General features: G+C 36.4%; 27 protein-coding genes. 12 read left to right on the forward strand and 15 right to left on the reverse strand.

Going from position 1 to position 25,718, the window contains the following annotated elements; genetic code table 11:
• Positions 1-48: 48 nt before the first annotated feature.
• From pflA to QFZ87_RS12290, 3 genes are all read right to left on the reverse strand, one after another.
• Positions 49-801 (reverse strand): pyruvate formate-lyase-activating protein, encoded by a 753-nt coding sequence (gene pflA, locus QFZ87_RS12280; protein WP_309861632.1) that lies wholly within the window; start codon positions 799-801, stop codon positions 49-51.
• 69 nt (positions 802-870) lie between these two features.
• Positions 871-3,096 (reverse strand): formate C-acetyltransferase, encoded by a 2,226-nt coding sequence (pflB, locus tag QFZ87_RS12285; protein WP_309861635.1) that lies wholly within the window; start codon positions 3,094-3,096, stop codon positions 871-873.
• 332 nt (positions 3,097-3,428) lie between these two features.
• A complete protein-coding gene (locus QFZ87_RS12290; RefSeq protein ID WP_309861637.1) occupies positions 3,429-3,881 on the reverse strand; it encodes a cupredoxin domain-containing protein in 453 nt (150 codons plus the stop codon).
• 269 nt (positions 3,882-4,150) lie between these two features.
• Between QFZ87_RS12290 and mprF the strand changes: the two genes are divergently transcribed.
• Together mprF and QFZ87_RS12300 are read left to right on the forward strand one after the other, a co-directional pair.
• The gene (mprF, locus tag QFZ87_RS12295; RefSeq protein ID WP_309861640.1) at positions 4,151-6,667 is read left to right on the forward strand and encodes a bifunctional lysylphosphatidylglycerol flippase/synthetase MprF; all 2,517 of its coding nucleotides are present in this window, start codon (positions 4,151-4,153) and stop codon (positions 6,665-6,667) included.
• A gap of 182 nt (positions 6,668-6,849) precedes the next feature.
• On the forward strand, positions 6,850-7,995 hold the full coding sequence (locus QFZ87_RS12300) for a D-alanyl-D-alanine carboxypeptidase family protein (RefSeq protein WP_309861643.1): 1,146 nt from the start codon (positions 6,850-6,852) through the stop codon (positions 7,993-7,995).
• Between the two features lie 41 nt (positions 7,996-8,036).
• Here QFZ87_RS12300 and modB read toward each other — a convergent pair whose 3' ends face one another.
• From modB to QFZ87_RS12315, 3 genes are all read right to left on the reverse strand, one after another.
• The gene (gene modB / locus QFZ87_RS12305; protein WP_309861647.1) at positions 8,037-8,702 is read right to left on the reverse strand and encodes a molybdate ABC transporter permease subunit; all 666 of its coding nucleotides are present in this window, start codon (positions 8,700-8,702) and stop codon (positions 8,037-8,039) included.
• Positions 8,702-9,496 carry a molybdate ABC transporter substrate-binding protein gene (gene modA / locus QFZ87_RS12310; RefSeq protein WP_309861649.1) on the reverse strand — a complete coding sequence of 265 codons (795 nt, stop codon included), beginning with the start codon at positions 9,494-9,496 and terminating at the stop codon, positions 8,702-8,704. Before modA ends, modB begins: the two co-directional genes overlap by 1 nt.
• 137 nt (positions 9,497-9,633) lie before the next feature.
• The gene (locus QFZ87_RS12315) at positions 9,634-9,897 is read right to left on the reverse strand and encodes a hypothetical protein (protein ID WP_309861652.1); all 264 of its coding nucleotides are present in this window, start codon (positions 9,895-9,897) and stop codon (positions 9,634-9,636) included.
• A gap of 156 nt (positions 9,898-10,053) precedes the next feature.
• Here QFZ87_RS12315 and QFZ87_RS12320 point away from each other — a divergent pair, with 156 nt between their 5' ends.
• Both QFZ87_RS12320 and QFZ87_RS12325 read left to right on the forward strand, forming a co-directional pair.
• On the forward strand, positions 10,054-10,542 hold the full coding sequence (locus QFZ87_RS12320; RefSeq protein WP_309861655.1) for an Hsp20/alpha crystallin family protein: 489 nt from the start codon (positions 10,054-10,056) through the stop codon (positions 10,540-10,542).
• Positions 10,543-10,663: 121 nt separating this feature from the next.
• Positions 10,664-11,077, forward strand: coding sequence for a hypothetical protein (locus QFZ87_RS12325; RefSeq protein WP_309861658.1), 414 nt, complete (start codon positions 10,664-10,666; stop codon positions 11,075-11,077).
• Positions 11,078-11,106: 29 nt separating this feature from the next.
• On the opposite strand, the gene QFZ87_RS12330 is transcribed toward QFZ87_RS12325, so the two are convergent.
• A complete protein-coding gene (locus QFZ87_RS12330) occupies positions 11,107-11,349 on the reverse strand; it encodes a YkuS family protein (protein WP_309861660.1) in 243 nt (80 codons plus the stop codon).
• A gap of 100 nt (positions 11,350-11,449) precedes the next feature.
• Here QFZ87_RS12330 and QFZ87_RS12335 point away from each other — a divergent pair, with 100 nt between their 5' ends.
• Positions 11,450-11,590, forward strand: coding sequence for a YuzL family protein (locus tag QFZ87_RS12335; protein ID WP_309867837.1), 141 nt, complete (start codon positions 11,450-11,452; stop codon positions 11,588-11,590).
• Positions 11,591-11,644: 54 nt separating this feature from the next.
• Here QFZ87_RS12335 and QFZ87_RS12340 read toward each other — a convergent pair whose 3' ends face one another.
• Positions 11,645-13,264, reverse strand: a complete 1,620-nt coding sequence (locus QFZ87_RS12340; RefSeq protein ID WP_309861663.1) for an ABC-F family ATP-binding cassette domain-containing protein — start codon at positions 13,262-13,264, stop codon at positions 11,645-11,647.
• Between the two features lie 178 nt (positions 13,265-13,442).
• Between QFZ87_RS12340 and QFZ87_RS12345 the strand changes: the two genes are divergently transcribed.
• Positions 13,443-13,577, forward strand: coding sequence for a hypothetical protein (locus QFZ87_RS12345; protein ID WP_264760442.1), 135 nt, complete (start codon positions 13,443-13,445; stop codon positions 13,575-13,577).
• 87 nt (positions 13,578-13,664) lie between these two features.
• Here the strand turns inward: QFZ87_RS12345 and QFZ87_RS12350 are convergent, their stop codons facing one another.
• Complete coding sequence (locus QFZ87_RS12350) at positions 13,665-14,267, reverse strand: SCO family protein (RefSeq protein WP_309861670.1); 603 nt, start codon at positions 14,265-14,267, stop codon at positions 13,665-13,667.
• Positions 14,268-15,018: 751 nt separating this feature from the next.
• Here QFZ87_RS12350 and QFZ87_RS12355 point away from each other — a divergent pair.
• On the forward strand, positions 15,019-16,944 hold the full coding sequence (locus QFZ87_RS12355) for an endonuclease MutS2 (RefSeq protein WP_309861673.1): 1,926 nt from the start codon (positions 15,019-15,021) through the stop codon (positions 16,942-16,944).
• Between the two features lie 41 nt (positions 16,945-16,985).
• Here the strand turns inward: QFZ87_RS12355 and QFZ87_RS12360 are convergent, their stop codons facing one another.
• On the reverse strand, positions 16,986-17,156 hold the full coding sequence (locus tag QFZ87_RS12360; protein ID WP_309861676.1) for a XapX domain-containing protein: 171 nt from the start codon (positions 17,154-17,156) through the stop codon (positions 16,986-16,988).
• Positions 17,157-17,228: 72 nt separating this feature from the next.
• Positions 17,229-17,648, reverse strand: coding sequence for a hemerythrin domain-containing protein (locus tag QFZ87_RS12365; protein ID WP_309861679.1), 420 nt, complete (start codon positions 17,646-17,648; stop codon positions 17,229-17,231).
• A gap of 161 nt (positions 17,649-17,809) precedes the next feature.
• On the opposite strand from QFZ87_RS12365, the gene QFZ87_RS12370 reads away from it, so the two are divergent.
• The 4 genes from QFZ87_RS12370 to narI are packed head-to-tail and all read left to right on the forward strand — an operon-like array spanning position 17,810 to position 24,286.
• Positions 17,810-21,499 carry a nitrate reductase subunit alpha gene (locus QFZ87_RS12370; RefSeq protein WP_309861682.1) on the forward strand — a complete coding sequence of 1,230 codons (3,690 nt, stop codon included), beginning with the start codon at positions 17,810-17,812 and terminating at the stop codon, positions 21,497-21,499.
• Positions 21,489-23,015, forward strand: a complete 1,527-nt coding sequence (gene narH, locus QFZ87_RS12375) for a nitrate reductase subunit beta (protein ID WP_309861686.1) — start codon at positions 21,489-21,491, stop codon at positions 23,013-23,015. The genes QFZ87_RS12370 and narH overlap by 11 nt, the downstream gene beginning before the upstream one ends.
• Positions 23,008-23,538, forward strand: coding sequence for a nitrate reductase molybdenum cofactor assembly chaperone (narJ, locus tag QFZ87_RS12380; RefSeq protein WP_309861688.1), 531 nt, complete (start codon positions 23,008-23,010; stop codon positions 23,536-23,538). Before narH ends, narJ begins: the two co-directional genes overlap by 8 nt.
• Before the next feature lie 13 nt (positions 23,539-23,551).
• On the forward strand, positions 23,552-24,286 hold the full coding sequence (narI, locus tag QFZ87_RS12385; RefSeq protein WP_309861691.1) for a respiratory nitrate reductase subunit gamma: 735 nt from the start codon (positions 23,552-23,554) through the stop codon (positions 24,284-24,286).
• A 16-nt stretch (positions 24,287-24,302) separates the two neighbouring features.
• On the opposite strand, the gene QFZ87_RS12390 is transcribed toward narI, so the two are convergent.
• Complete coding sequence (locus QFZ87_RS12390) at positions 24,303-24,440, reverse strand: hypothetical protein (protein ID WP_309861694.1); 138 nt, start codon at positions 24,438-24,440, stop codon at positions 24,303-24,305.
• Positions 24,441-24,527: 87 nt separating this feature from the next.
• Between QFZ87_RS12390 and QFZ87_RS12395 the strand changes: the two genes are divergently transcribed.
• Positions 24,528-24,713 (forward strand): cold-inducible protein YdjO-related protein, encoded by a 186-nt coding sequence (locus QFZ87_RS12395; RefSeq protein WP_335535101.1) that lies wholly within the window; start codon positions 24,528-24,530, stop codon positions 24,711-24,713.
• 44 nt (positions 24,714-24,757) lie between these two features.
• Here QFZ87_RS12395 and QFZ87_RS12400 read toward each other — a convergent pair whose 3' ends face one another.
• The 3 genes from QFZ87_RS12400 to yhfH form a co-directional block, all read right to left on the reverse strand.
• The gene (locus tag QFZ87_RS12400; protein ID WP_309861697.1) at positions 24,758-25,009 is read right to left on the reverse strand and encodes a transcriptional regulator SplA domain-containing protein; all 252 of its coding nucleotides are present in this window, start codon (positions 25,007-25,009) and stop codon (positions 24,758-24,760) included.
• A gap of 16 nt (positions 25,010-25,025) precedes the next feature.
• Complete coding sequence (locus QFZ87_RS12405; RefSeq protein ID WP_309868120.1) at positions 25,026-25,193, reverse strand: hypothetical protein; 168 nt, start codon at positions 25,191-25,193, stop codon at positions 25,026-25,028.
• 114 nt (positions 25,194-25,307) lie between these two features.
• Entirely contained in the window at positions 25,308-25,442 is a 135-nt protein-coding gene (gene yhfH, locus QFZ87_RS12410) for a protein YhfH (protein WP_307287180.1), read from the reverse strand.
• Positions 25,443-25,718: the final 276 nt, after the last annotated feature.

Raw genomic sequence — 25,718 nt, forward strand, 5'->3', positions numbered from 1 at the left:
ACCTTAAGAAGGGTCAGCCTTTTATGAAAGAATCAACCTCGTTAAACGTTATTCTTTCTCTAATGGTGTTTTCCAATGAGCTGTTAGCATCTGATAGGCATATTCTACTTTAGCCTCGGATGGTGGTTCTATATGCTTGAGAGGATATTCAAGTCCAAGTGCTTCCCATTTATAAACCCCTAGTTTATGGTAAGGAAGGATTTCAACCTTCTGAACATTTTCAAGGGTTCCGATGAATTCTCCGAGTTTCTGCAGGTCCGCTTGATCATCTGTAACTGTTGGGACAAGAACATGTCTCACCCAAATTGGAATTTTTCGATCAGATAAAAATTTCGCAAACTCAAGAATGTGATCATTTGCCATTCCGGTAAGCTGAATATGTTTCTTTCGGTTAATATGCTTCAAGTCTAGAAGGACAAGATCAGTGTAAAGCAAGAGCTCTTCAAGCTGTTCGATGAAAAGCTTAGAATGGGAGAAACAACCTCCGGAAGAATCTATAGTGGTATGAATCCCTTTCTTTTTGCATTCCTTAAATAATGCAGTAAGGAAAGGGATTTGTAATAAGGGTTCACCACCACTAACAGTAATACCACCACCTGAAGCCTGAATGAAGGGGAGATAACTCATGAGATCTTCCATTATGTCAGAAACAGTCATTTGCTTACCTGAGCCGATTTCCCAAGTATCTGCGTTATGACAGAATTGGCACCGTAATAAGCAGCCTTGTGTAAAAATCACGTACCTTATTCCAGGTCCGTCAACTGTGCCTAAAGTTTCAATGGAATGTACATTTCCAATCATGATAATATCCCCTTTCATTTATCAGGGAGGCTGGCCCATTTGTATTTGAGTCGGCCTCATTTAGCTTTTTTATAATGACTCATGGAAAGTCCGATTAATAACGTCAAGCTGTTGTTCTTTAGTTAATTTAATAAAGTTTACCGCATAACCAGAAACACGAATGGTTAATTGTGGATACAGCTCAGGATGTTCCATTGCGTCGATTAAAGTTTCTCTATTAAAGACGTTAACATTTAGGTGATGTCCAGATTTAATGGCATAGCCATCTAATATAGAAACAAGGTTGCAAATCTGATTCTCTTCTTCTTTTCCTAGTGCTTTTGGTACAATGGAGAAAGTGTTGGAAATTCCATCCATCGCATAGCTGTATGGAATTTTTGCAACAGATGATAAAGATGCCAAGGTTCCCTTTGTATCACGACCATGCATTGGATTGGCACCAGGAGCAAAAGGTTCTCCCGCACGGCGTCCATCAGGAGTGTTACCAGTTTTCTTTCCATAGACCACGTTTGAAGTGATTGTTAAAACAGATAAGGTATGAAGTGAATCGCGATAGGTTGCATGTTTGCGCAATTTCTTCATAAAGGTCTCAACAATTTCAACTGCTATACTATCCACGCGATCATCATTGTTTCCGTATTTAGGAAAATCTCCCTTAATTTCAAAGTCAACTGCAATACCATTTTCATCACGTATTACTTTCACTTCACCATATTTAATCGCACTTAATGAGTCAGCGACTACACTTAAACCAGCAATTCCAGTTGCCATAGTACGAAGTATTTTTGTATCATGTAAAGCCATTTCAATGCGTTCATAGCTGTATTTATCATGCATATAATGAATAACATTTAGGGTATTAATATATAAACCTGCTAACCATTCCATCATTTGGTCAAAGCGTTGCATAACTTCTTTAAAGTCCAGTACTTCTGCTGTTATTGGCAAATACTGTGGACCAACTTGAATTTTTAATTTTTCATCTACACCACCGTTAATGGAGTAAAGAAGAGCTTTAGCTAAATTTGCCCGTGCACCGAAGAATTGCATTTGCTTTCCAATTTCCATCGCGGATACACAGCAGGCAATTCCATAGTCATCGCCGTATTCAGGGCGCATGATATCATCGTTTTCATATTGAATGGAGCTAGTTTTAATCGACATCTTTGCACAATATTTTTTAAAGTTTTCAGGTAGCTGCGGAGACCATAGAACGGTTAAATTTGGCTCTGGAGCTGGTCCTAAGTTATCTAGTGAATGTAGGAAACGGAAAGAGCTTTTTGTTACAAGAGAGCGACCGTCCTGTGCCATTCCTCCGATAGACTCTGTTACCCATGTAGGGTCCCCGCTGAATAATTCATTATAATCGGGAGTACGGGCAAATTTCACTAAGCGAAGCTTCATAATAAAGTGATCAACGATTTCTTGTGCATCTTCCTCAGTGATTGTGCCAGCCTGTAAATCTCTTTCGATGTAAATATCTAAAAATGTTGAAACTCGTCCAAGACTCATTGCTGCACCGTTTTGTTCCTTAATTGCTGCAAGGTAGCCAAGATATAGCCACTGGAATGCTTCTTGTGCGTTAGTAGCAGGTCGAGAAAGGTCGAAACCATAGCTAGTACCTAATTCCTTTAGTTCATATAAAGCACGGATTTGCTCTGCAATTTCTTCGCGGAGACGCATATTGTCTTCGTTCATTACCTTGCTTATATTTTTTTTATCTAGTTGCTTTTGCTGGATAAGGAAGTCAACACCATATAAAGCTACACGGCGATAGTCACCTATGATACGTCCACGCCCGTATGCATCTGGAAGTCCAGTAATAATTGCTGCCTTTCGAGCAAGCATCATTTCATCAGTATAGGCATCGAAAACACCCTGATTGTGAGTTTTACGGTATTCTGTGAAGATTCTTTCGATTTCAGGATTCAATTGGTAGCCGTATGCTTCACATGCACTTTTAGCCATCCGAATACCGCCGAAGGGCTGTAAAGAACGATTAAATGGTTTGTCAGTTTGTACTCCCACTACTTTTTCAAGGTCTTCATTAAGGTAACCTGGCCCATGTGAAGTAATAGTAGAAACAGTTTCTGTGTCCATATCAAGAACACCGCCGTTTTCACGCTCTTGCTTTGTTAATTCCATTACCTGTTCCCAAAGGTTTTTTGTAGCTTCAGTTGCATCTGCTAAAAAAGAATCATTTCCTTCATAAGGCTTATAATTTCTAAGTATAAAATCTCGAACATTAACTTCTTTCGTCCAAGTACCTTTATCAAATCCTTGCCATTGTTCCATCGTTTTTCACCTCTTCAATTTATAGAAAACATTAAACTGTTTTACTGTTTATATCTTACATCGAGTATAACAGTTTAAAAGTGATAAATGTCACCTGAAAAACAGCTAAATGTTAAGATATTGTGAAGTGTGGATTTTTAGGGGTTTTCAATGACATTTTTTGAACTTTTTATGAACGGATTAAAAGAAATTTATAAACTGTACTATAAAAAAATAAAGAAAAACAACATCTGTTATACAAGAAGAATTCAATAATAACAACGTATGTATAGTGGAAACCCATGAAACAGAGCAACAGAAAAAAGGAATAAGCAGGAGATTTTCTCCTGCTTTTAATCTACTACTATATAAGCAATCATTGGTCCATTATGAACTCTGTCCGGATGAATTTCACATATAAGGCGATACGTTCCTTCTTTATTAAACTGAAGGGGGACAATTGTATCTTCTCCTTTTTTTACTTTTCCTTTCATGGCAGTTCCTTCAATATAAAATGGGTGCTCCTCACCGTTGATTCCACTAATAATTAAACGGACCTTTTCCCCTTTTTCTATTAATATTGTGCCAGGATCCCAACGGTATGCCTCTATTTCTTTTCCATCTTTCATTTTTGTTTTGAATTCACCTGTTACCATATGGATTTCTCGGATATTCTTATCTGCTTTTTGATTAAAAACAGTGGTATCGCCTGCTTTTAACATCATCCAAGCAGAAATACTAGCTATTACGGCGCCAACCGCTAAAAAAAAGAGCAGGGTCTCTTTCTTAAACACTACAAACTTCATTAATAACCGCCTCCTAAATTTGTCCTATTTAATACTTATGCATAATAGGTCAGAAAACTTGTCTTCTTTTTAAAACTTTTCTTCTTGCTAAGGGCTAGGACAATAGGATGCGTACTATTGAATTACAGAGAAAACGGTTGAACCTAAAAGAAAATGTCTACAATGAAGAATAATAAATCATCTATCACAGAATATATTTCTTTGTTTTTACAGTTGAAAAGTTTATATTTAAGTCAGGAAAAAAATAATAGGTGGTCATATTGTTGGGAATGAAGAAAGAAAAGATAGTTAAAGTAATTAAATTTATCTTTCCGCTATTATTATTAATTTTTGCAATTATAGAAATGAAAAGGTTTACTGGAGATTTGAATGTAGAACTACTGAAGAACGAAATTAATCAGTTAAATATATGGGTCTTATTGCTGATTTTAATGATCACATTTATTGCTGTTTTACCTATGCTGCTTTACGACGTTATACTTGTACGGATTTTAAAGTTAAAGGTAGTTAGTAGGGAACTGTTAGAACAATCGTTTATTGCAAATTCATTTTCTAATTTAATAGGATTCGGTGGTCTAGTAGGGGCCATGCTTAGAACATACTTTTTTCATAAACTCGAACAGGATAAACGCAAGCTTCTTGGTGTGATTGCATCAGTTTCACTTTTTTATTTAACAGGTATATCTGTGCTCGCATGGATTGTAACCATTGGCTTTCGTCATTTTCCATTGTTTGTTGATACTAAATGGCTATATTTTGCAGTATTAGGTGTTGGTTTGTACCTACCCATTTTCTTTAGTGTACACATGATGAAGTCGAGGAAGGAGTCAGTGATTACTGCTAAGGTAGGTATAGAACTGGTCATTGTTTCGGTCATAGAATGGTTGGCTGTGTTTGTAGCCATTTTACTATTGAGCCGGTTATTAGGGATTCCTGTAGCAACAAAAGATTTGTTTCCTGTCTATATTGTAGCTGCTTGTGCAGGTATTATTAGTATGATTCCCGGGGGATTAGGTTCCTTTGATTTGATATTTCTATGGGGGATGCAGGAGTTACATGTTCCGGATGAAAAGGTACTAGTATTGTTGTTATTTTACCGATTGGGCTATTACTTTGTCCCATTTTTTATTAGCCTTGTTTTTTTTGTAAAGCTTTATTGGGAAAGATGGAATCAATCATGGAATCAACTTCCAAAAGCGATTATCCAAGGGCTAAGTCACGTGATATTAACGATGCTGGTTTTTCTATCTGGCTTAATTCTTCTTTTGTCTGCGAGTGTTCCGGGTATTATGTCAAGACTTAAGATTGCTCAGGAGTTGTTGTCATTCCCAATAATAAATGTATCCCATCAATTATCAGTTGCTGCTGGTTTTTTGTTATTAGGTTTGTCTCGCGGTATTGAATACAGTGTGAAAAGAGCATATGAGTTAACGATGCTTGCTTTAATACTTGCTGCTTTATTCTCCATTTTTAAAGGGATAGATTATGAAGAAGCTACTTTTTTAATCATAGTAGCGCTTTTACTTAGAATTTCTAAGGGTCAGTTCTACCGTGAAAGTTATGTTTTAACATGGGGGAAAACAATTTTTGATGTTACGGTGATACTAGTGATCACTTCAATGTATATTTTAATCGGTTATTTAAATTTACCAATCTCGAAATTAACCATACCTGATAAATTTCTGCCATATGTAATCTTGGATTATCGTGATTTGTTTACAAGTGCAATTATTGGACTTGTCATTGCTATGATGATTTTATTTACAGGTTATTTAATTAGCTTGCCAAAGAAATGGAAGCTAGAGAAATCAATTGATTATGAAAAGGAAATTTACAATCATCTAAAAAAATATCATGGAAAGGTTTTATCTCATCTTATTTTTTTACATGATAAATATATCTTTTGGAACAGCAAGAAAAATGTGTTAATTCCTTTTCAAAAGTATGCTGATAAATTAGTTATTCTCGGTGATCCTATCGGTGAACAAAGTGAAATTTCTAATGCAATTGAGGAATTTCAAGAAATAGCCGATCTTTATGGTTTTACTCCTGTTTTCTATCAAGTTAGTGATGAAATGCTTCCATATTTACAGGGACATGGCTTTGCGTTTTTTAAACTTGGAGAAGAGGCCTTTGTAGACCTAAAAACATTCTCACTATTTGGTAGCAAACAGAAAGGGTTAAGAGCATTAAAAAATAAATTCAATCGAGAAAGTTTTATTTTTGAACTTATTAAACCACCATACTCTAACGAATTTATTGAAGAATTACGCGAGGTCTCGAATGAGTGGCTTCAAGGTAGAAGAGAGAAAGGTTTTTCTCTAGGTTTTTTTGATGAAGAGTATCTAGATAAAGCACCAATTGCAATAGTTAGAGATGAAGAAAAGAAGATTCTCGGCTTCATGAGTCTTATGTATGTATACGATAATAAACAAACCATCTCTGTAGACCTAATGAGATTTAGACCTAACTCACCAGCTGGAATGATTGATTTTCTCTTTTTATCATTAATTGATTGGGCTAAGGAACAAGGATATGAGAAATTTAATATGGGGATGGCCCCTTTGGCTAATGTTGGTTTATCTCGATTTGCATTTTTAAGTGAGAAGATTGCTGCGCAATTATTCTTACATGGTCACTTTATTTATCAATTTCAAGGTCTACGACAATTTAAGCAGAAATATACAAATATTTGGGAACCAAAATATCTTGCTTACAGAAGAAAATCTTCATTACCGATTATTATGGCCCAAATAACATTATTGATTTCCAAAAAAAGGGCATAGCTTCAACCGGTTGCAATTACGCAGCCGGTTTTTCTTTTTATTCATAATAATTTGAAATCCTTCCAATTCATAACATTTTCTTGGAAAACTATTTATTTATTCAAATTATCTGTTAAAATCAAATAGGGATTAAATGTAATAGTAAGGGTGTAATAATGAAAAAAATTTTTTCGTACCTCATAATGATAGTTTTACTCCTATTTTCCTATCAATCCAATGTCTTTGCAACGGAAACGCAGGAGCAATTGGACTTGAAGAGTGAAGGAGCTGTTTTATTAGATACTGAAACGAATGCTGTCCTCTATGCAAAAAATGCAAATGAAAGAATGTACCCAGCTAGCCTTACAAAAATTGCAACAGCAATCTATGCTATTGATAAAGGGAATTTAGACAGTCTTGTTACGGTGAGTGCAAATGCAGTTAGACAGGATGGTACGAGGGTTTATTTAGTTGAAGGGGAACAAGTGCCTTTAAAGAAGCTTATACAAGGTATGCTAGTTAATTCAGGAAACGATGCAGCTGTCGCGATCGCAGAGTTTTTGGATGGCAGTGTAGAAAAATTTTCTGATAACCTGAACGAATACCTTAAAACAAAAATTGGTGTTACAAATACTCACTTCACTAATCCTAATGGATTGCAAGATGAAAATCATTATACAACAGCAATGGACTTGGCATTAATGACAAATTACGCTATGAAAAATCCTATTTTTGCCGAAATTTTCGGGACAAAAGTACTCGATTGGCAGGGTCAATCTTGGAACACAAAAATATTAACCCATCATCGTATGCTCAAGGGAGAGCTGCCGTATCCTGGGATTTCAGGAGGGAAGACCGGGTATACAACCGAAGCAAAACAAACGTTGGCAACGACCGCAGAAAATGGAACTTTAAAGTTAACTGCTGTTGTACTTAAATCGAATTTAAAAAACGATAAATATCATGATACCGCTACATTGTTTGATTACGGTTTTAAAGGATATCAGCATGAAATGCTTAAGCAAGGGGAAATTTTTAAGGTAGATAATAAGGATTTTTACTCTGAAAAAGATATTCTGATTACAGAGAACATTAGTGGGAATGTAAAGAAGATAAATAATGAAGGGCTACTTTCTATTGAGGATAATAATGGTCAAGTGATTCAATCGGTTCAATTAAAATTAAAAGAACCGCCTAAGCCCAAAAAAGCACCTGTAATAAGTAAGAAAGTTAACAAAAAAGAATCACCGCTAATACTTGTTAATACGATAATTGGTATAATCATTATTCTATGTACAGCGATTTTAATTAAAATGCGAAGACGCAAAGTATTTACTAGAAACTTTTAATAATTATAAAATAGCCATGGAGGGTACAGAACCTTCCATGGCTATTTTTGTGAAATTGTTGTGAGTAACAAGAAAGAAAAGGAGATAAAAACCATGGTTGCGACTAAAAACCAGGCTAAATTCATATTTCCAGATTCCATTGCAATATAAATTGCTGTAGGAGCCGTCTGAGTTTTTCCAGGGATATTCCCGGCAAACATGAAGGTAGCACCGAACTCCCCTAGTGCTCGTGCAAAGCTTAGAATTAATCCTGCAAATATTGATTTAATAGATAATGGGAGAGTGATATATAAAAACACTTTAATTTCTCCTGCACCATCTACCCTTGCCGCTTCTTCAATTCCTCTATCTACCGCTTGAAAACCGATTTTAACAGTTTGATACATTAATGGAAAGGCAACAACTGTTGAAGCAATCACTGCTGCCGTTGGGGTGAAAATAATGGGTTGAGCAAATACTTCTTCTAAAATTATACCAAATGGACTATTTCTTCCAAATAGGTATATTAATAAGAACCCAATAACCGTTGGAGGCAAGACAATCGGAAGAAGAAGGAAAGTTTCGAGTAGAATTTTGCCCTTGAATTGCTTTCTTGCAAATAATCTGCCAAGTAAAATACCGAGGAAAAATACTATAGTTACTGATATGGCTGCTACTTTTATAGATAACACTATGGGTGTCCAAAATTCATCATGAAACAAGGTCATCAATCCAATACTGTAAAACCATATTTTTTAAAAATTTGTTTAGCCGTGTTGCTTTGTAAATATTCATAGAAGTGGATGGCGGCATCTTTCTTTTTAGATGCATGTATTACCCCTGCAGAGTAAATGATTGGTTCATGGAAGCCTTCCTCCGAAATGGCTATTACTTTTACTTTTTTTGATATACTTACATCCGTCATATAAACTATTCCCGCATCAACGCTGCGCGTTTCGACATAGGTCAATACTTGTCTAACATCTTTTGTCTGGATTAATTTTGGCTGCAATGCTTCCCAAATCTGATATTTTTTTAAAGCTTGCTTAGCATACATGCCTGCGGGTACAGATTCTGGAGTGCCGATAGCTACTTTATGTATTTCATTATTATTAAGATCCTCAAACTTTTTTATCGGTACTTTATTGTTTTTATTTGTGATTAATACTAACTGATTACTAAGTAAATCCACTTGTTCTTTTGAGTCTATTAAATCCTTTCTCGTTAAGGCATCAAACTGATCCTTAGAAGCTGAGATAAAAACATCAACAGGAGCTCCCTGAATAATTTGTTGTTGTAAGGCTCCGGAACCCCCTAAGTTGAAAAGTGGGATAACTTGTTTGTTTTCTTTTTGAAACTCAGTTTTTATTTCCATCAATGCATCTTTTAGGCTTGCTGCAGCAGAGATCGTAATTTCTACCTGATTTATTTTACTCTTCTTCTCAGTAGTATCAGTGGATGAACATGCTGAAACGAGAAAAATAAAGAAAAACACCAACCAAGGGATAATTTTTTTGTACATTCAATACGTCCTCTCAATAGCAATCACATATACCACATTATTATAGCTAAATGTGGTGGAATGTTAAAGATGAGAATATAAAAAAACTGCCTAGGCAGTTTTCGTTATGACTATTTTTCTCTGCAAGCGGTCAGAATTCATGGGCAATCAGTTTCATAATGATGTGGACGGGCATTAAAGGAGGATGGGGAGTCGATCTGATCTTTGTCATCGACAAAACTTCTAGTTCCGATAAAATCACTTTTATCTCCAAAATTTTGTCCGTAGCCTTGATTTTTCTTATCGGAATTATGCCATTCGGCCAAAAGGTTTTGACCAATATTTACGGCAGAGGCATTTTCGAAGGAATTAATTTTAATCATAAATATATTAATATTTATATACGGAACTGGTGCCGGCATTTATATCTCCTCCTTTTCCTTGTTTAATAATATATGTCTTTCGTGTCCGTTTATGAAGGAAGAGTAATATCTGGATTAAATTATAAATATCGTTAGTAAGATAATAGTAATGAATATCCTCTATTGTGTAAAACACGAAGTAGGAGGTGGGATTAGATGGACATGGATAAATTAAAGCAATGGATGGAAGTAGCCAAAAATATGAATGGAGGAGATTTTTGGAACAATATATTTGATCAGGACTTTGCTAAGCAATTTATGAATGAGCAGCCTTATACTGCGCCAAATTCGAATACTGCTAAACAATCTGGAAGGGAAGAAAAGAATACACCCCCATTTCCCGCTATCGATATATTGGAAGGTGAAAGTGAAGTCCTAGTGGTGATTGAGGTTCCTGGAATGAAAAAAGAAAATCTTGAACTAGGCCTGAACGGAAATTCCTTAACGATTAAAGGAAAGGCCTTATTAAACCATTCTGATTTGAAGCTTACCTATTCAGAAAGGTTTTATGGAGATTTTCAAAGACAAATTAGGTTGCCTGATACGGTTAGTCCTAATCAATTGAGTGCTAAATTTTGGAATGGATTATTATTTGTTAGTTATCAAAGAATCATTGAAAAAGGAGAAAGCATTCCAATTGATTAGGTAGTGCTGAATTGATTTCTGAGATTCTCAATTTTAGGTCGTCTTTTTAATAGTGGACATGTTAGACTAAATTTCCCATATATATGATAGTAAGGTAAAAAATAAGGGAGCGTTTGTGAGCATGTCATTAAAAGATTTATTCCTAATCTTTAACAAAAGTGATTATGAAAAGGATTTAAAGAAAAAGTTGACTTCCTTAGAATTAAACATAGAGGAATTAAAGAAGTCGCTACAAACCCTCCAACAACAATCTCCCCACGAAGAGAAAGGCAAAACAAAAGATCCGCCAATTATCATTGAGAAGATAAATATTGAAAAGATTATTTTAGATAAATACGAATTAAATAATAATTTTGGTCAACTAGGAATTAAAGAACTTAAAGGAAAATTAAATATTGGAGCAACTTATGGAAGTGAATACCAACCAAATTTAGAGGATGAAGGGGAAGGGGAGCAACAACAAAAGAATAATTTCAAAAGATCCTCTTCCCAAAAAGGTCCTAAAATAAATTTTCAATCAAATAAAAAAGACTAAAGCTAATCCTTTAGTCTTTTGAAAATGTGTTATTGAAGTCTGCTTTCCACCTGTTGACATACTTCATCAGCGGACATCCCGTTTGCATCAATAACTGCACCTTTTGTAACTGTATCTTGCATTCCCATCATGTTTGAATCGAGCCCAGTTACAACACAGCAATCGCAGTTTTGTGCATCTGATTCCTGCTTAAGTTCAACTACATCGTAGCCTTTTTCGCGTAGTGCTTGTTGAATATTTGTAAGAGATTGTTCTACTCCAACTTTTGCCATACAAAACACCTCCTCCTGTAGATTATCATGCCTAAGTTTACCGTAAATATTCGGTATAAGTAGCAATAATCTTCCAAAAGCTATTAGGGGAGGTGTAATGATGGGTAAACGGAGTAAAAAGAAAGCTGATCCTTCGACAATTGGACTTTGTTCACCCCAAGTAGAGGGACAAGGGACAACAACTACAGAAACGGGATCAAGAGCTGAGCCTTCTTCACGAAGAAAACAAAAACAAATGTAAGGTTAAAAAGAAAGAGGCTGACCTAACTTTGCAATTAGGTCAGCCTCTTATAGTTTATTTATACATTTCTGATACTTGCTTTTGAACCTCATCATTTTCTAAATATTCATCGTAGGACATTTGTTTATCTACTAATCCTTTAGGTGTAAATTCAAAAATCCGATTTGCAACTGTCTGAATGAACTGATGATCGTGTGATGAAAAAATCAATGAGCCCTTAAAATTAATTAAACCATTATTGAGTGCCGTAATAGATTCTAAGTCCAAGTGGTTCGTTGGCTCGTCTAGAAGTAGAACGTTGGCACCATTTAACATCATTTTTGAGAGCATACAACGAACTTTTTCTCCTCCGGAAAGAACGCTAGCTTTCTTTAATACTTCTTCTCCGGAAAATAACATTCTTCCTAAGAATCCGCGTAAGAAGCTTTCACTTTCGTCTTTTGGAGAGAATTGGCGTAACCAGTCTACCAAATTTAGCTCACTGTTTTCAAAGTACTCGGAGTTATCTTTAGGGAAATATGCTTGTGAAGTAGTGATTCCCCATTTAAAGGTACCGCTGTCTGGTTCCATTTCACCCATTAAAATTTTAAAAAGTATGGTTTTCGCAATTTCGTTTGTTCCTACAAGAGCAATCTTATCGTTCTTGTTCATAAAGAAACTGATATTATCCAAAACTTTTACGCCATCAATCGTTTTTGTTAAGCCCTCAACTCTTAATAAATCGTTCCCGATTTCACGGTCCGGTGTAAATCCAACAAATGGATAACGGCGAGAGGAAGGCTTAATGTCATCGAGTGTTATTTTATCCAGTAGCTTCTTACGAGAAGTAGCCTGTTTGGATTTCGATGCATTTGCACTAAACCGGGCAATAAAGGCTTGCAGTTCCTTTATTTTCTCTTCTTTCTTCTTGTTTGCATCAGAGGTTAATCTTGATGCTAATTGGCTTGATTCATACCAAAAATCGTAGTTACCCACATAAATTTGGATTTTCCCATAGTCCAAGTCAGCAATATGGGTACAAACTTTATTTAGGAAGTGACGGTCATGGGATACAACAATAACTGTATTTTCAAAGTTAATTAAGAATTCCTCTAGCCACTGAATCGCTTTAATATCCAAGTGGTTAGTAGGCTCGTCCAGAAGCAAAACATCTGGTCTGCCAAACAATGCTTGTGCAAGTAGAACCTTTACTTTTTCAGAACCAGTTAATTCAGCCATCGTCTTATAATGAAGGTCTTCACCAATTCCAAGACCCTTTAAGAGGATTGCTGCTTCAGGTTCAGCTTCCCATCCGTTTAATTCAGCAAATTCACCCTCAAGTTCAGCGGCTTTCATGCCATCTTCGTCAGTGAAGTTTTCTTTCATATAGATCGCGTCTTTTTCCTGCATAACTTCGTAAAGTCTTGAATGACCCATGATTACCGTTTTTAATACTTCAAATTCCTCATATTCAAAGTGGTTTTGTTTTAACACAGCCATTCGTTCATTTGGTCCAAGTTGAACAGTTCCCGTTTGAGATTCAATTTCTCCAGAAAGAATCTTTAAAAACGTGGACTTACCTGCACCGTTTGCACCGATTAGACCATAGCAATTACCAGGTGTGAACTTAATGTTCACATCATCAAATAATTTCCGGTCACCATATCTTAAACCTACATTACTTACTGTAATCATATTTAATATCCTCCAAAACAAAATATCTTCTAATTATATCACTAAAGCAGTCGAAGAGCGAATTCTTTCATTAGCCTTGGTAGGAAGAAAATTTTTCTAAAAATTTATTTCATTTTCACACTTTATTCATAATTTTGTTGTAGAATTGGATTAAGAAGTTTTAAAGAAGGTGAGAAGTATGGCGAAAAAACAGCTTACTGAACTCGTAAATAAATTAAAAAAAGCTGGAATAAAAGCAAGCTTAACTAAACCTAAGTCCAATTACCTTTTATCTTTGCAGCAAATTAAAAAATATCCTTCATCTGTGAATTAGTGAATTAAATAGGAAAAATTGGTATTAAAAAGCGATTAATCCTAAGGACTAACCGCTTTTTTTATTTATAAGCAAACCCAATTTGGACTAATCTAGCTTATCCATAATTGTTTCATATACTTCTTTTTTATTAAAGTCATTTCCCATAGGAAACTTTGCTATAAAGTTATTGTCTTGATTGACTAGGTACGTAAAGGTTGAATGTACGAATTGTCCATTTCCGGGGTCTTTGTATTGAAATTGCAAGGCATCCGTTACCTTTTGAATTTGCTCTTGGTCTTTTTTAATATTTTGTGTGTCTCCTGTTAAAAATATCCATTTGTCATCATTATTTATTCCGAAACCTTGCATATACCCTTGCAATATCTCAGGAGTATCACGATAGGGGTCAATGGTAATGGTGATGAATTCAATTTTCTTGCCGTATACGCCGCTCTTCTCTAAATCTTTCTTCAAATCGACCATCTTTTGTGTGGTGGTAGGACATATATCTGGGCAATGGGTATAGATAAATTCAATTAATTTCAATTTAGTATTATCCTTACCAAAATTATATGTAGTACCATTTTGATTAATCAAACTTACTTCTGCTGGTATTTCCGCATTTGCGTCTCTAATGAGAAAGAAGGAGATTCCCCCTGCAATTCCCAAAAATATTGCTAGACCGCAAATGAGATAGATTTTTTTCATAACGATCCCTCCTAACAATAAGATAATGAAGTTCTCAAAAAAAAGATATGGATATTTTGTGAACAAAAGTATATGCCTTCAAATTGAATAATCAATTTTACTTTAATAGTAATAGAGAGTATGTATTGGTTCGGCAAAAAGTATAATTGGATTTTAAATCTTAGAGGATAGGTGTTTGTTGGTTCTTTTTTATCCCCATTTAAGTTGGATTAATGACCTTAGGGAATACCTTAGTTAATAAGGCGTTACCACTCATGTTTATACTGATTGTCAGTGCATTATAGGGCTTTTGTCGTCGGGTAAAGCGACTGCAATGGGAATAGCGGCAGTATTAACATCTCTAATCATTCCGTATATTATTAATTTCATCAGTTGAATGTCTGAATTGACAAACAATTGAATATTATTGTATAATTTATAGGAATTAAATTTTTTTATAAAGGGAGTATGTTTTATGTTAGGTGTCGTTCTTAACTAATCCAATCAATTGGATACACTCATTCTATAATAGCCAGTATAACCTTTTATTTGAGAGCCAATGAAGGTTTATTTAGGTGTATTTATGGAGTGAAGTTAAGAACAATGGGCAAACATACGCATACATTCTTGAACCAATGTAGCCTGTGTACACTCGTGTAGACAGTTTTTATTTTGGTTAAATTTGGGTATGGAAAATTGAACGTTTATCGTTTCATTTAGCCGCAATGACATTGTTCATTGCGGCTATTTTTATTATTAGGAGGTTATACAATTGAATCAACATACTTTTCAAGTATTACAATTTGAAGAAATTAAAGAAGCCATTTCAACCTTTGCTTTAACAAAAGAGGGGAAAACAAAAATTAGGTGCCTGACACCATCAACCAATCAAAAGCAAATTGAAGCATGGCTAGATGAAGTTTCAGAAGCGGTTGAAATTATAAAAAAGAGTGCTAGTGTTCCTGTACATGGGTTAGAGGGGATGGAACAGTTACTCAATAACATGAACAAGGGGGTTGCATTACGAGTAGATCAGCTAGTGAAGCTTTACGATTTTTTAGATTGCTGTGGGAAAATGAGAAGATATATGAAGGATAAGGAGTATTACGCTCCAAGAGTGTCTGCTTATGTAGATTCGATCCATGAATTACCCGAACTCGCAAGTGAGATTATTCGCTGCATCCGCAATGGAAGGGTGGATGATTACGCAAGTAAAGAATTATTAAAGATTAGAAAACAAATTGCCATTCAAGAAGAGCGTTTGAAAGAAAAGACACTGCAGCTAATCCGATCAAATAAATATAAATCTTTTCTACAAGAAAATGTGGTTAGTCAGAGGAATGGAAGATATGTCATCCCCATAAAAAAAGAATATCGAAATAAACTGAAGGGTACCGTACTGGATACATCCGCATCAGGTTCCACTCTTTTTATTGAGCCCGAGGAGATTGCCGTTTATCAGGATCAATTAACGTGGTTAGTAGCGGATGAAGAGGTAGAGGTACAAAAAGTTCTTAGTTATTTAACAGGGTTAGTGGAAGAGAAGGAGCAGCAAATCTTAAGTGCTATTGAGACCATGGTTCATTATGATTTTTTGTTTGCTAAAGCTAAGTATTGTCGCTCTATAAATGGTACAAAAGTAGGGATCAATCAGTCAGAGGAAATTGAATTGATCCAAGCGAAACACCCTCTTTTAGGTGAAAAGGCTGTGCCGTTGTCATTTAAAATGGGTAAAGGACAACATGCATTAGTTATTACTGGACCCAACACAGGAGGAAAAACAGTAACAATAAAAACAGTAGGCCTTTTGACGATTATGGTCCAATGTGGTCTTCATATACCAGCGGCTAAAGAGAGCAATCTTTGCCTCTTTGAACGAATTTTAGTTGATATTGGTGATGGGCAAAGCATTGCTGAAAATTTAAGTACGTTTAGTTCAAGAATTGTAAATATTATTGATATTTTAAAGGAAACGAACAATCGGACATTGGTCTTATTAGATGAACTGGGTTCCGGGACAGATCCTGGAGAAGGTATGGGGCTTGCTACAGCCATTTTAGAAACCTTATACGAAAAAGGGGCAGTGCTCCTGGCAACCACCCATTATAGTGAAATAAAGGATTTTGCAGAAACACATGAAGGGTTTTTAAATGGATCGATGGAATTCGATTTAGCAACGTTAAGCCCGACCTACCGGTTAATTATCGGGCGAGGGGGCGAGAGTCAGGCGTTTGCCATTGCATTAAAACTTGGCATCCATCCAAAAATAATCGAGAGAGCACACTTCGTTACTTACAAGGAAGCAAAAGAATATACAACGGAAATTACAGCTACGTGGAGATTGAAAGAGATAGAAAAACAGGTAATTATTAATAAACATCGTAATGAAAAAAACGCTTCAAAAACAGAGACGAAAGTACAACACTACCAACAAGGTGATAATGTAAAGCTTTCCCCTTCAAATGAATTCGGCATAATTTATAAGGGTCCAGATCAATTTGGGAATTATATTGTCCAAGTGAAAGGGGAAAAAATGTCAATTAACCATAAAAGAATTGGTTTGTATATAGCTGCAAGTGAGCTTTATCCGGAAGATTATGATTTTGATATTATTTTTCAATCAAAGGAAAATAGAAAGAAAAGTAAAATACTCAGTAAAGGTCATGAAGAAAATCTAACAATTGACTACACAGAATAAAAAACGTCAGCTAGGAGTTAATTTCTAGCTGACGTTTTTCTTCATTTTATATAATTTTGCATTATCCAGTCTACAAGAATACCTCCAAAATAGACGCCAAATACACCTACAACGGCGGAGAAGACCGGAGGAGCTGGTAAGGGCAACTTTAAAAATCGAAACAAAATTCCAACAGCCATCCCGGCAATTAAGCTTAAGACTAACTCTTTCATTTGGTTCCCTCATCACCTAGTTTAGTTGAACTCACAAAGCTCTTTTTCTAAGTATGAGTTATTTTTTATATCTTATTCGGTAATGAACAAATTGTTTTCTTCCTCATGATTATGTAGCTCAAAAACTACAAGTAAAGCATCGAAATAGGGGAGAATATCTTCTGTCACTCCCTTATTCTCAATCTTCGCTTTAATCGAGTGTACGATGATTTCTAAAATTTGATGGTCCCTTTTCAATTTAATAATCATCTCTTTAAGCTCAGGATTTTCCTTCAATTTTTCAATAAAAAATCCTTCCTCTTCTGATTGCGCGTGGGCAAGTGTTCTCGTCTCCCAATGTTCAATCAGGGCATCACAAATTTCCTTTGTTTCTTTCGCTTTATTTTCCAATGAAAGTTTTTTTAGCACTTTTGTTAAGTCGCGGGCTTCTGTATATATGCCATCATGAATCGAATGATGAGAATGTTTTTTTCTTAAAGACGGTCCAGACATATGTGTTCTCCTTCGTAAATACTATATCCCATTCTTGTCCAAAACTTATGTTTTTAAAACTAAAAAGGTCAAGATTGACCTTTCTAGGAGTCTTGTTTTTTGTATACATTTACATTTTTAGGAAACGGTAATAAATAAAAATGTCGTAGGAAGGTGAGTCTATGGGCCGAAAACGAGCACCACTTATGAAAAAAATAAAATTTTTTGGAAAATCAAGAGATGTAGCTGCTCATGCAGTGATGTCTCCAATGGATAGAGATTCAGAAAAGATTTATCGCAGAAGATGGCAGCACGATAAAACGGTTCGAACGACGCATGGGGTTAACTGTACAGGATCATGCAGCTGGAAGGTTCATGTGAAAGATGGAATTATCGCATGGGAAACACAACAGACAGATTATCCATCAACAGGACCGAATATGCCCGAATATGAACCGCGTGGGTGCCCGAGGGGTGCAAGCTTTTCTTGGTATATTTATAGCCCACTCCGGGTTCGTTACCCATATGTTCGTGGTCACTTATTGGATATGTGGCGTGAAGAGTTGCAAAAATCTAATGATCCTGTTGCTGCATGGCGGGAGATTGCTACAAACCCAGAGAAATCAAAACGATATAAACAGTCAAGGGGAAAAGGAGGACTTGTCCGTGCATCATGGGATGAGGTGAATGAACTAATCTGTGCTTCTCTTATTCATTCAATTCAAGAATTTGGTCCAGACCGTATATTTGGATTTTCACCCATTCCCGCGATGTCAATGGTTAGCTATGCAGGAGGCGGCCGATTTTTATCACTACTAGGTGGTTCCTTATTAAGTTTTTATGATTGGTACGCAGACCTTCCACCGGCCTCTCCGCAAGTATGGGGAGAACAAACTGATGTACCTGAGAGCTCTGATTGGTTTAACTCTTCTTATCTATTAGTATGGGGTTCTAATATTCCACAAACAAGGACTCCAGATGCTCATTTTATGGTGGAAGCACGGTACCGTGGGACAAAGGTTGTTGCTGTTAGCCCTGATTATGCTGAGTTTGTTAAATTCGCTGATAACTGGTTAAATGTTCAGGCTGGTATGGATGGAGCCCTTGGAATGGCAATGACTCATGTTATTTTAAAAGAGTTTTATGTGGATCAAGAAACTGAATATTTTTATGACTATGCGAAAAAATTCACGGATCTCCCATTCCTTGTGAAATTAAAACCACATGGAGAAAACTTCGTTTCCAGTACGTTTTTAAGAGCTAGTGAGCTTGACGCGACGCTTACAAACGGAGAGTGGAAAACTGCTGTTTGGAACAAAGAAACCAATCAGCCCGCATTTCCTAATGGAACGATTGGACATCGATGGGAGGAAAAAGGTCAATGGAACCTCCACCTACAAGACACAGAACAAAACATTTCTGAGTTAAACCCATTATTAACTATGTTAGGGAATGAAGATACAGTTGTTAACGTTGAATTTCCTCACTTTGAAGTGGAAAAGAGAGAAACTTTCAAACGTGAGGTCCCAGTAAAGAAAATTCAAATAAATGGAGAAAAAATCTATATAACTACTGTGTTTGATTTAATGCTCTCTAAATTTGGGGTAAGAAGAGATGGGCTCAAAGGTGATTTTCCGAAGGATTATGATGATCCAAAACCATATACCCCTGCATGGCAAGAGGCCTTGACTGGAGTGGACCGAAAGCTAGCAGCACAGATTGCGAGAGAGTTTGCACAGAATGCCGATGAATCAAAAGGTCGTTCCATGGTTATTATGGGTTCTGGCATAAACCAATGGTATCATGCTGATGCGACATACCGTACCGTCCTAAATTTAGTTCTATTGACTGGTTCACAAGGAGTGAACGGAGGCGGCTGGGCTCATTATGTAGGACAGGAAAAAGTCCGTCCTCTAGAGGGCTGGCAGACACTTGCTATGGCAAGAGACTGGGGTGGACCTCCTAGGCTTCATGCTGCTACGCCGTTCTTTTATTTTGTAACAGAACAATGGAAATACGATGATCAATCCATTGAAGACCAAATATCACCTTTGATTAGTGAACCAAGATATAAGCATACAGGTGATTACTATTATTTAGGAACAAGATTAGGGTGGACACCAGCCTATCCACAGTTTGATAAGAATCCACTCAAACTTGTAGCGGAATCGAAAGGGACCGACAAAGAGCAAATAATTCAATCCATTGTAGATGATGTGAAAGATGGCAAAACAAAATTTGCGATTCAAAATCCTGAGGACCCTAAATCATTTCCAAAAGTTATGTTTGTTTGGAGAGGAAACTTAATTGGCAGCTCTTCCAAAGGACACGAATATTTTTTGAAATATATGCTTGGAACCCATCATGGAAATTTAAGTGAGCAAAATACAGAATTAAAAACGGAAGATATAAATTGGGACGAACCGTCAACAGAAGGAAAACTCGATTTAATGATAAATATCGATTTTCGCATGGCAGGAACAGGTTTATACTCGGATATCATTCTTCCGGCAGCTACCTGGTACGAAAAATATGATATAAGCAGTACGGATATGCACCCGTTCATTCATCCGTTTAACCCGGCAATTGCGCCACCATGGGAATCGAAATCGGATTGGGACACATTTAGAGGATTGGCTAAGAAGTTTTCTTCCATGTCCGAACAATATTTTAGTGGGCCTGTACAAGACGTTGTGGCAACACCCATGCTTCATGATTCTAGGGATGAAATTTCTGAGGCATGTACATTTGGGAAAATTCCAGATTGGCAAAACGGTTCATTTGAGCCAGTACCTGGACAGAACTTTCCGAGTTTGCACATGGTTGAACGTGACTATACAAAGGTCTATGAAAAATTTATATCCCTTGGACCTGTTATTAAGGAACAGATTGGAGCTAAGGGTATTGGCTGGAATGCAAAAGAAGAATATGAAAAATTAAAAACGATACTTGGAACAGCCAATAAAACCTCCTACAAGGATTGTCCAAGTCTATACACTGCTCGGGATGCTGCTGAGGCAATTCTTTCTCTTTCAAGTTCTACAAACGGTTCTCTAGCTATGAAGGCATGGGATGCGCTGGAGAAAAAGTCAGGACAAAAATTAAAAGATTTAGCAGAAGAAAGAGCAGAAGAGCATATGTCATTTAGTGAGATAACAGCACAACCACGGCAGGTCATTTCTACACCTGTTTTTAGTGGAACGGAAACGGGGGGGAGACGGTATTCACCATTTACAACAAATGTGGAACGTTTAATTCCATGGCGTACATTAACCGGTCGCCAACACTTTTATTTAGACCACGAAACTATGTTTGAATTTGGAGAAGAGTTTCCTGTATTTAAGGCACCATTAAAAAAGGTAGCATTCCGATCAAAGGATCGAAAGCCAATTAATATGGGCAAGGAAATAAATTTACGTTATTTGACGCCACATTTTAAATGGTCATTCCATAGTACCTATTTCGATACTCTCCCAATGTTAACGCTATTTAGAGGAGGACCGACAGTATGGATGAATCTTCATGATGCGGATGAAGTTGGTATTGCAGATAATGATTGGCTGCAAATGTATAACCGAAATGGAGTTGTCGTTGCAAGGGCAGTTGTGTCTCATCGATTACCAAGGGGAGTTGCTTTCATGTATCACGTGCAAGAGCGGCATATTAACGTCCCTGGTTCAACCATAACGAACGAACGTGGTGGTACATTTAACAGCCCTACGCGTTTACAAATGAAGCCAACGCACGTAATTGGCGGATACGCCCAGCTAAGTTATGGGTTTAACTATTATGGACCATGCGGAAGCCAGCGTGATGAGAGAGTTATTATTAGTAAATTAGATAGGGATGAGGTGGACTGGCTTGAGAATTAAAGCCCAATTTGGAATGGTGATGAACCTAGATAAATGTATCGGGTGTCATACGTGCAGCATCACCTGTAACAATACGTGGACAAACCGTCCCGGAGCAGAATATATGTGGTGGAATAATGTTGAAACAAAACCTGGGATTGGTTATCCAAAGGAATGGGAAAACCAAGAAAAATATAAAGGGGGTTGGGTGTTAAAGAATGGGAAGCTTGAACTAAAGGCAGGTGGCCGAGTTTCGAAGCTCTTAAATATTTTTCACAATCCTGATTTAGCCCAATTAGACGATTACTATGAACCATGGACCTATGATTATGAGAATTTAATTAATAGCCCCGAAAAAGAACACCAACCAGTGGCTCGACCAAAGTCTCAGGTGACAGGGGAGTATATGGATATTAAGTGGGGGCCAAATTGGGAGGATGATTTGGCCGGAGTATATCAGACTGGGAAAAATGACCCTAACATAAAAGGGATTGAAGAAAGAGTAAAATTTGAGTATGAGCAAACCTTCATGATGTATCTGCCAAGAATCTGTGAGCATTGTGTCAATCCAACTTGTGTAGCTTCCTGTCCATCTGGTGCCATTTACAAAAGGGAAGAGGACGGAATTGTGTTGGTAGATCAAGATGCATGCCGAAGCTGGCGGTATTGTACAACAGGTTGTCCGTATAAAAAGGTCTATTTTAATTGGAAAACACATAAAGCAGAAAAATGTACCTTTTGTTTTCCGAGAATTGAGGCTGGACTTCCTACTGTGTGTTCAGAAACATGTGTTGGAAGACTTCGGTATCTAGGGATTGTTTTTTATGATTTAGATAAGGTTGAAGAAGCAGCGTCTGTTACCAATGAAAAAGATTTATATGAAGCCCATTTAGGAATCTTTCTAGATCCACATGATCCAGAGGTAATTAAGGAAGCGCGAAAAGCTGGTTATCAGGAGGATTGGATTGAAGCTGCACAAAGGTCACCTGTCTATAAACTAGCAGTTGAACAACGGATCGCTTTGCCTCTTCATCCAGAATATAGGACATTGCCTATGGTGTGGTATATTCCACCGCTCAGTCCAGTGATGAGCGCATTTGATGGAGGCTTAGATGGGGTCAATCCTCATGTTATTTACCCTCAAATTGACCAGCTTAGAATTCCCATCGAATATCTAGCCAATATGTTAAGTGCTGGGGATACCGAAGTTATTCGGAAGGTGCTTAAGAAGATGGTTGCGATGAGAAGTTATATGAGGTCACTAAATTTAGGGAAGAAACCAGAGAAAAGTATACTTGATGCTGTTGGAATGACAGAAGAAACAATGCATGAAATGTATCAACTTGCAGCAATTGCGAAGTACGATGATCGCTATGTTATTCCATCCTCACATCGGGAGGATGCTGCAAACCAATATTTAGGACAAGGTACCGGAGGGTTCGATTTTATGGAGGCGTGCTCAGGCTGCTCGGTTACACCGGGGATACCGAATGATTATAAAGTAGGGGACGATTATTGGGGGGAGTTAAATGGATGAGTATCAACGTATTTTTGGTCTAGCATCTATTTTACTTCAGCATCCTGAAAAAGATTGGGTTGAAAAAAATGAGTTGAAAGATGAAATTGCCTTAATTGAAAATCAGCTAGTGAAGATCTTATTTAAGCAATTTCAATCATATTTGGAATCAACTACCTATTTAGAGCTGTGTACCGAATATGCGAAAACATTTGATTTTAGTGATAAAACAACCCTTTATTTAACCTATCCTCTTTTTGGCGAGAATCCAGATCGAGGTAAAGCCCTTTTGAAATTAAAGAGTGAGTTTTATGAAGCGGGTCTCCCATTAAAAAGTGAGGAGCTCCCAGATTATTTACCTTTAATACTTGAATTTTGCTCTTTAGTACCCACAAAACCTGCACAAAAAATGCTATTGATTCATCGCAGGTCCATTGACAATTTATTAAAAGAATTATCATTAATCGAAAGTCCATACCAAATGATTTTGCAAGCATGCGTACAAACAATTGAAGACATGCAAAGAAAACAAAAGGCTTCGTAAAGGGGACTGTATAATGACATTTTTTCAAAATTTCTTTTGGGTGTCTTTCCCTTATATCATGTTGACGATGTTCGTGGTGGGGCATATTTATCGATATAACGTTGATCAGTTTGGATGGTCAGCAAAGTCAAGTGAGTTTCTTGAAAAGAAACAGTTGAAATGGGGAAGTATTCTATTTCACTATGGGATTGTCTTCGTTTTCTTTGGACATGTGGCTGGCGTACTCGTTCCAAAGGCACTTTACGATGTTATTGGAGTTACCGATCATATGTACCATCTTGGGGCAGTATGGATTGGTGGAATTGCTGGAATTTCTACTATTATAGGAGTTGTCTTACTTATGATTCGCAGATTTACCGTAAAGCGAATCTATATTCATAGCACCTTTCGGGATATTATTGTTCTCGTTTTATTAACACTTATTATTTTTTCAGGCTTTGTTAACACAGTCTGGTATACAGGTAGAGGAGTAGCATTTGAATATAGGGAAACAATTAGTCCATGGTTCCGTGGTATTCTTTCTCTACGTCCGACACCAAGTTTAATGGTAGGTATTCCGCTAGGTTTTCAAATTCATGTGGTATCAGCCCTGTTACTTTTTGGTATTTGGCCTTTTACCAGATTAGTTCATGTATGGAGTCTCCCACTAGAGTATTTAAACCGAAAATTTATTGTATATCGTTCCATTATCGGAAGACGTCCAATCGCGATGTCAACGAACCGATCTAAAAATAAAAGTGGAACCTAAATGGGTTCCACTTGCATTATTTATTTTGAATATAGTTTAAAGCGAGCAATTTTTTCACTTCATTATAACTTAAGCCTGATTGGCTATTTAATCTTTTTACCTCTTCAATATTAGTGCCAACTTTTGTGTAATGACTCTGTTTATTACCATCCATGGTTTGGACCCTCCTTTGAAAAGGGATATTTTATGAAATGAAAAGTCAGATTTTTGTCCATACTAACTATTAAAGGAGGCGGTTCCAATTTTTTACGGTAAACGAGCTAAAGAAGAAGAGATTGAAATAATACTGGTGGATACCGAAATCTATTCTTGTATGGATGACTCATGTATTGGCTGGATGAGAAAAGAATTTGTTGCAGATGATTTATTATGTCCGATGTGTGGCAATGAAATGATACAGGAAATGAGAGAGCTTCCCAAAATCTAATAAAACTTGATGGAAAAAGACTGTCACAGCAATGGGACAGTCTTTTATTCATCGGAGGAACTAAAGAAATGATCATCATAAGCCTGTTGTGCTGCTTCAGAGGTTGAAAATAATGCGTCATCATCCTCAATGACATGGAACGTCTCATTTAAAAATAAAGCCAATGCATTAGGGTCTTTTGGATGCTGAACAATTTCAGCAGCCTTTACATTTGCTACCGAGGGAACATGTGGATTTCGATATATGACATAGACTTCATCGCCTGGTTTTGCGTTATTCATATCGATATAACTCATTTATAATAACCGTCCTTTAAAGATTTTCATTTTGCTGCCGAATTTCATCACCAGTTAGAATAATGTTGGCTTCCTCTAAGAATGTGTGCTCATCCACCGATTCTCCAGCTACATATTTTTTCTTTGGAAGTGTAGACCCATTATTAATGTTAGAAGCTGTTAAATAATCTTCAATTTTGGTCAATGACATCATCTCCTTACATAAAGCATTTGCTATGTTATAACAGATTATCCTTGCCTAATTATTTACGAAACGGAAACAAATAAAAAACTCTCCAATTATTGGAGAGTTTTACAACTACTCTTCTTTTTTCGCTAAACAGTGGTCACATTCCATAAAATAACTTTCAGCCTGTTCCTCCATATGCTGACCACACTCTGAACATTCCTTCTTAGGTAAATTACGGAAAAACTCAACCGGACTCATTAACATGTAAAACTCCTCCTTTGTTAGTACAGTTTATTAATAACCGTCTTGTTATAGTACAGTATAAACAAAAAATAAGAAATTGTGTAGACTTTTTTTTAAAAAAACAGAAAATTTTATAAAAATAAGTCTTTTATCACAAGTTCTTTAGAGAATAGTTATTGTCTTGTACAAGAAATTAAGGGTTAAAATAAGGTGAAATGGTTCTTGATTATTAATTAATACTTCCATATCTTAATTGTTTACATTACAATCATAGTAGAAATAAAATGTAGAATTCAG

The sequence above is a fragment of the Bacillus sp. SLBN-46 genome, assembly GCF_031453555.1.
Taxonomy (GTDB): Bacteria; Bacillota; Bacilli; order Bacillales; family Cytobacillaceae; genus Neobacillus.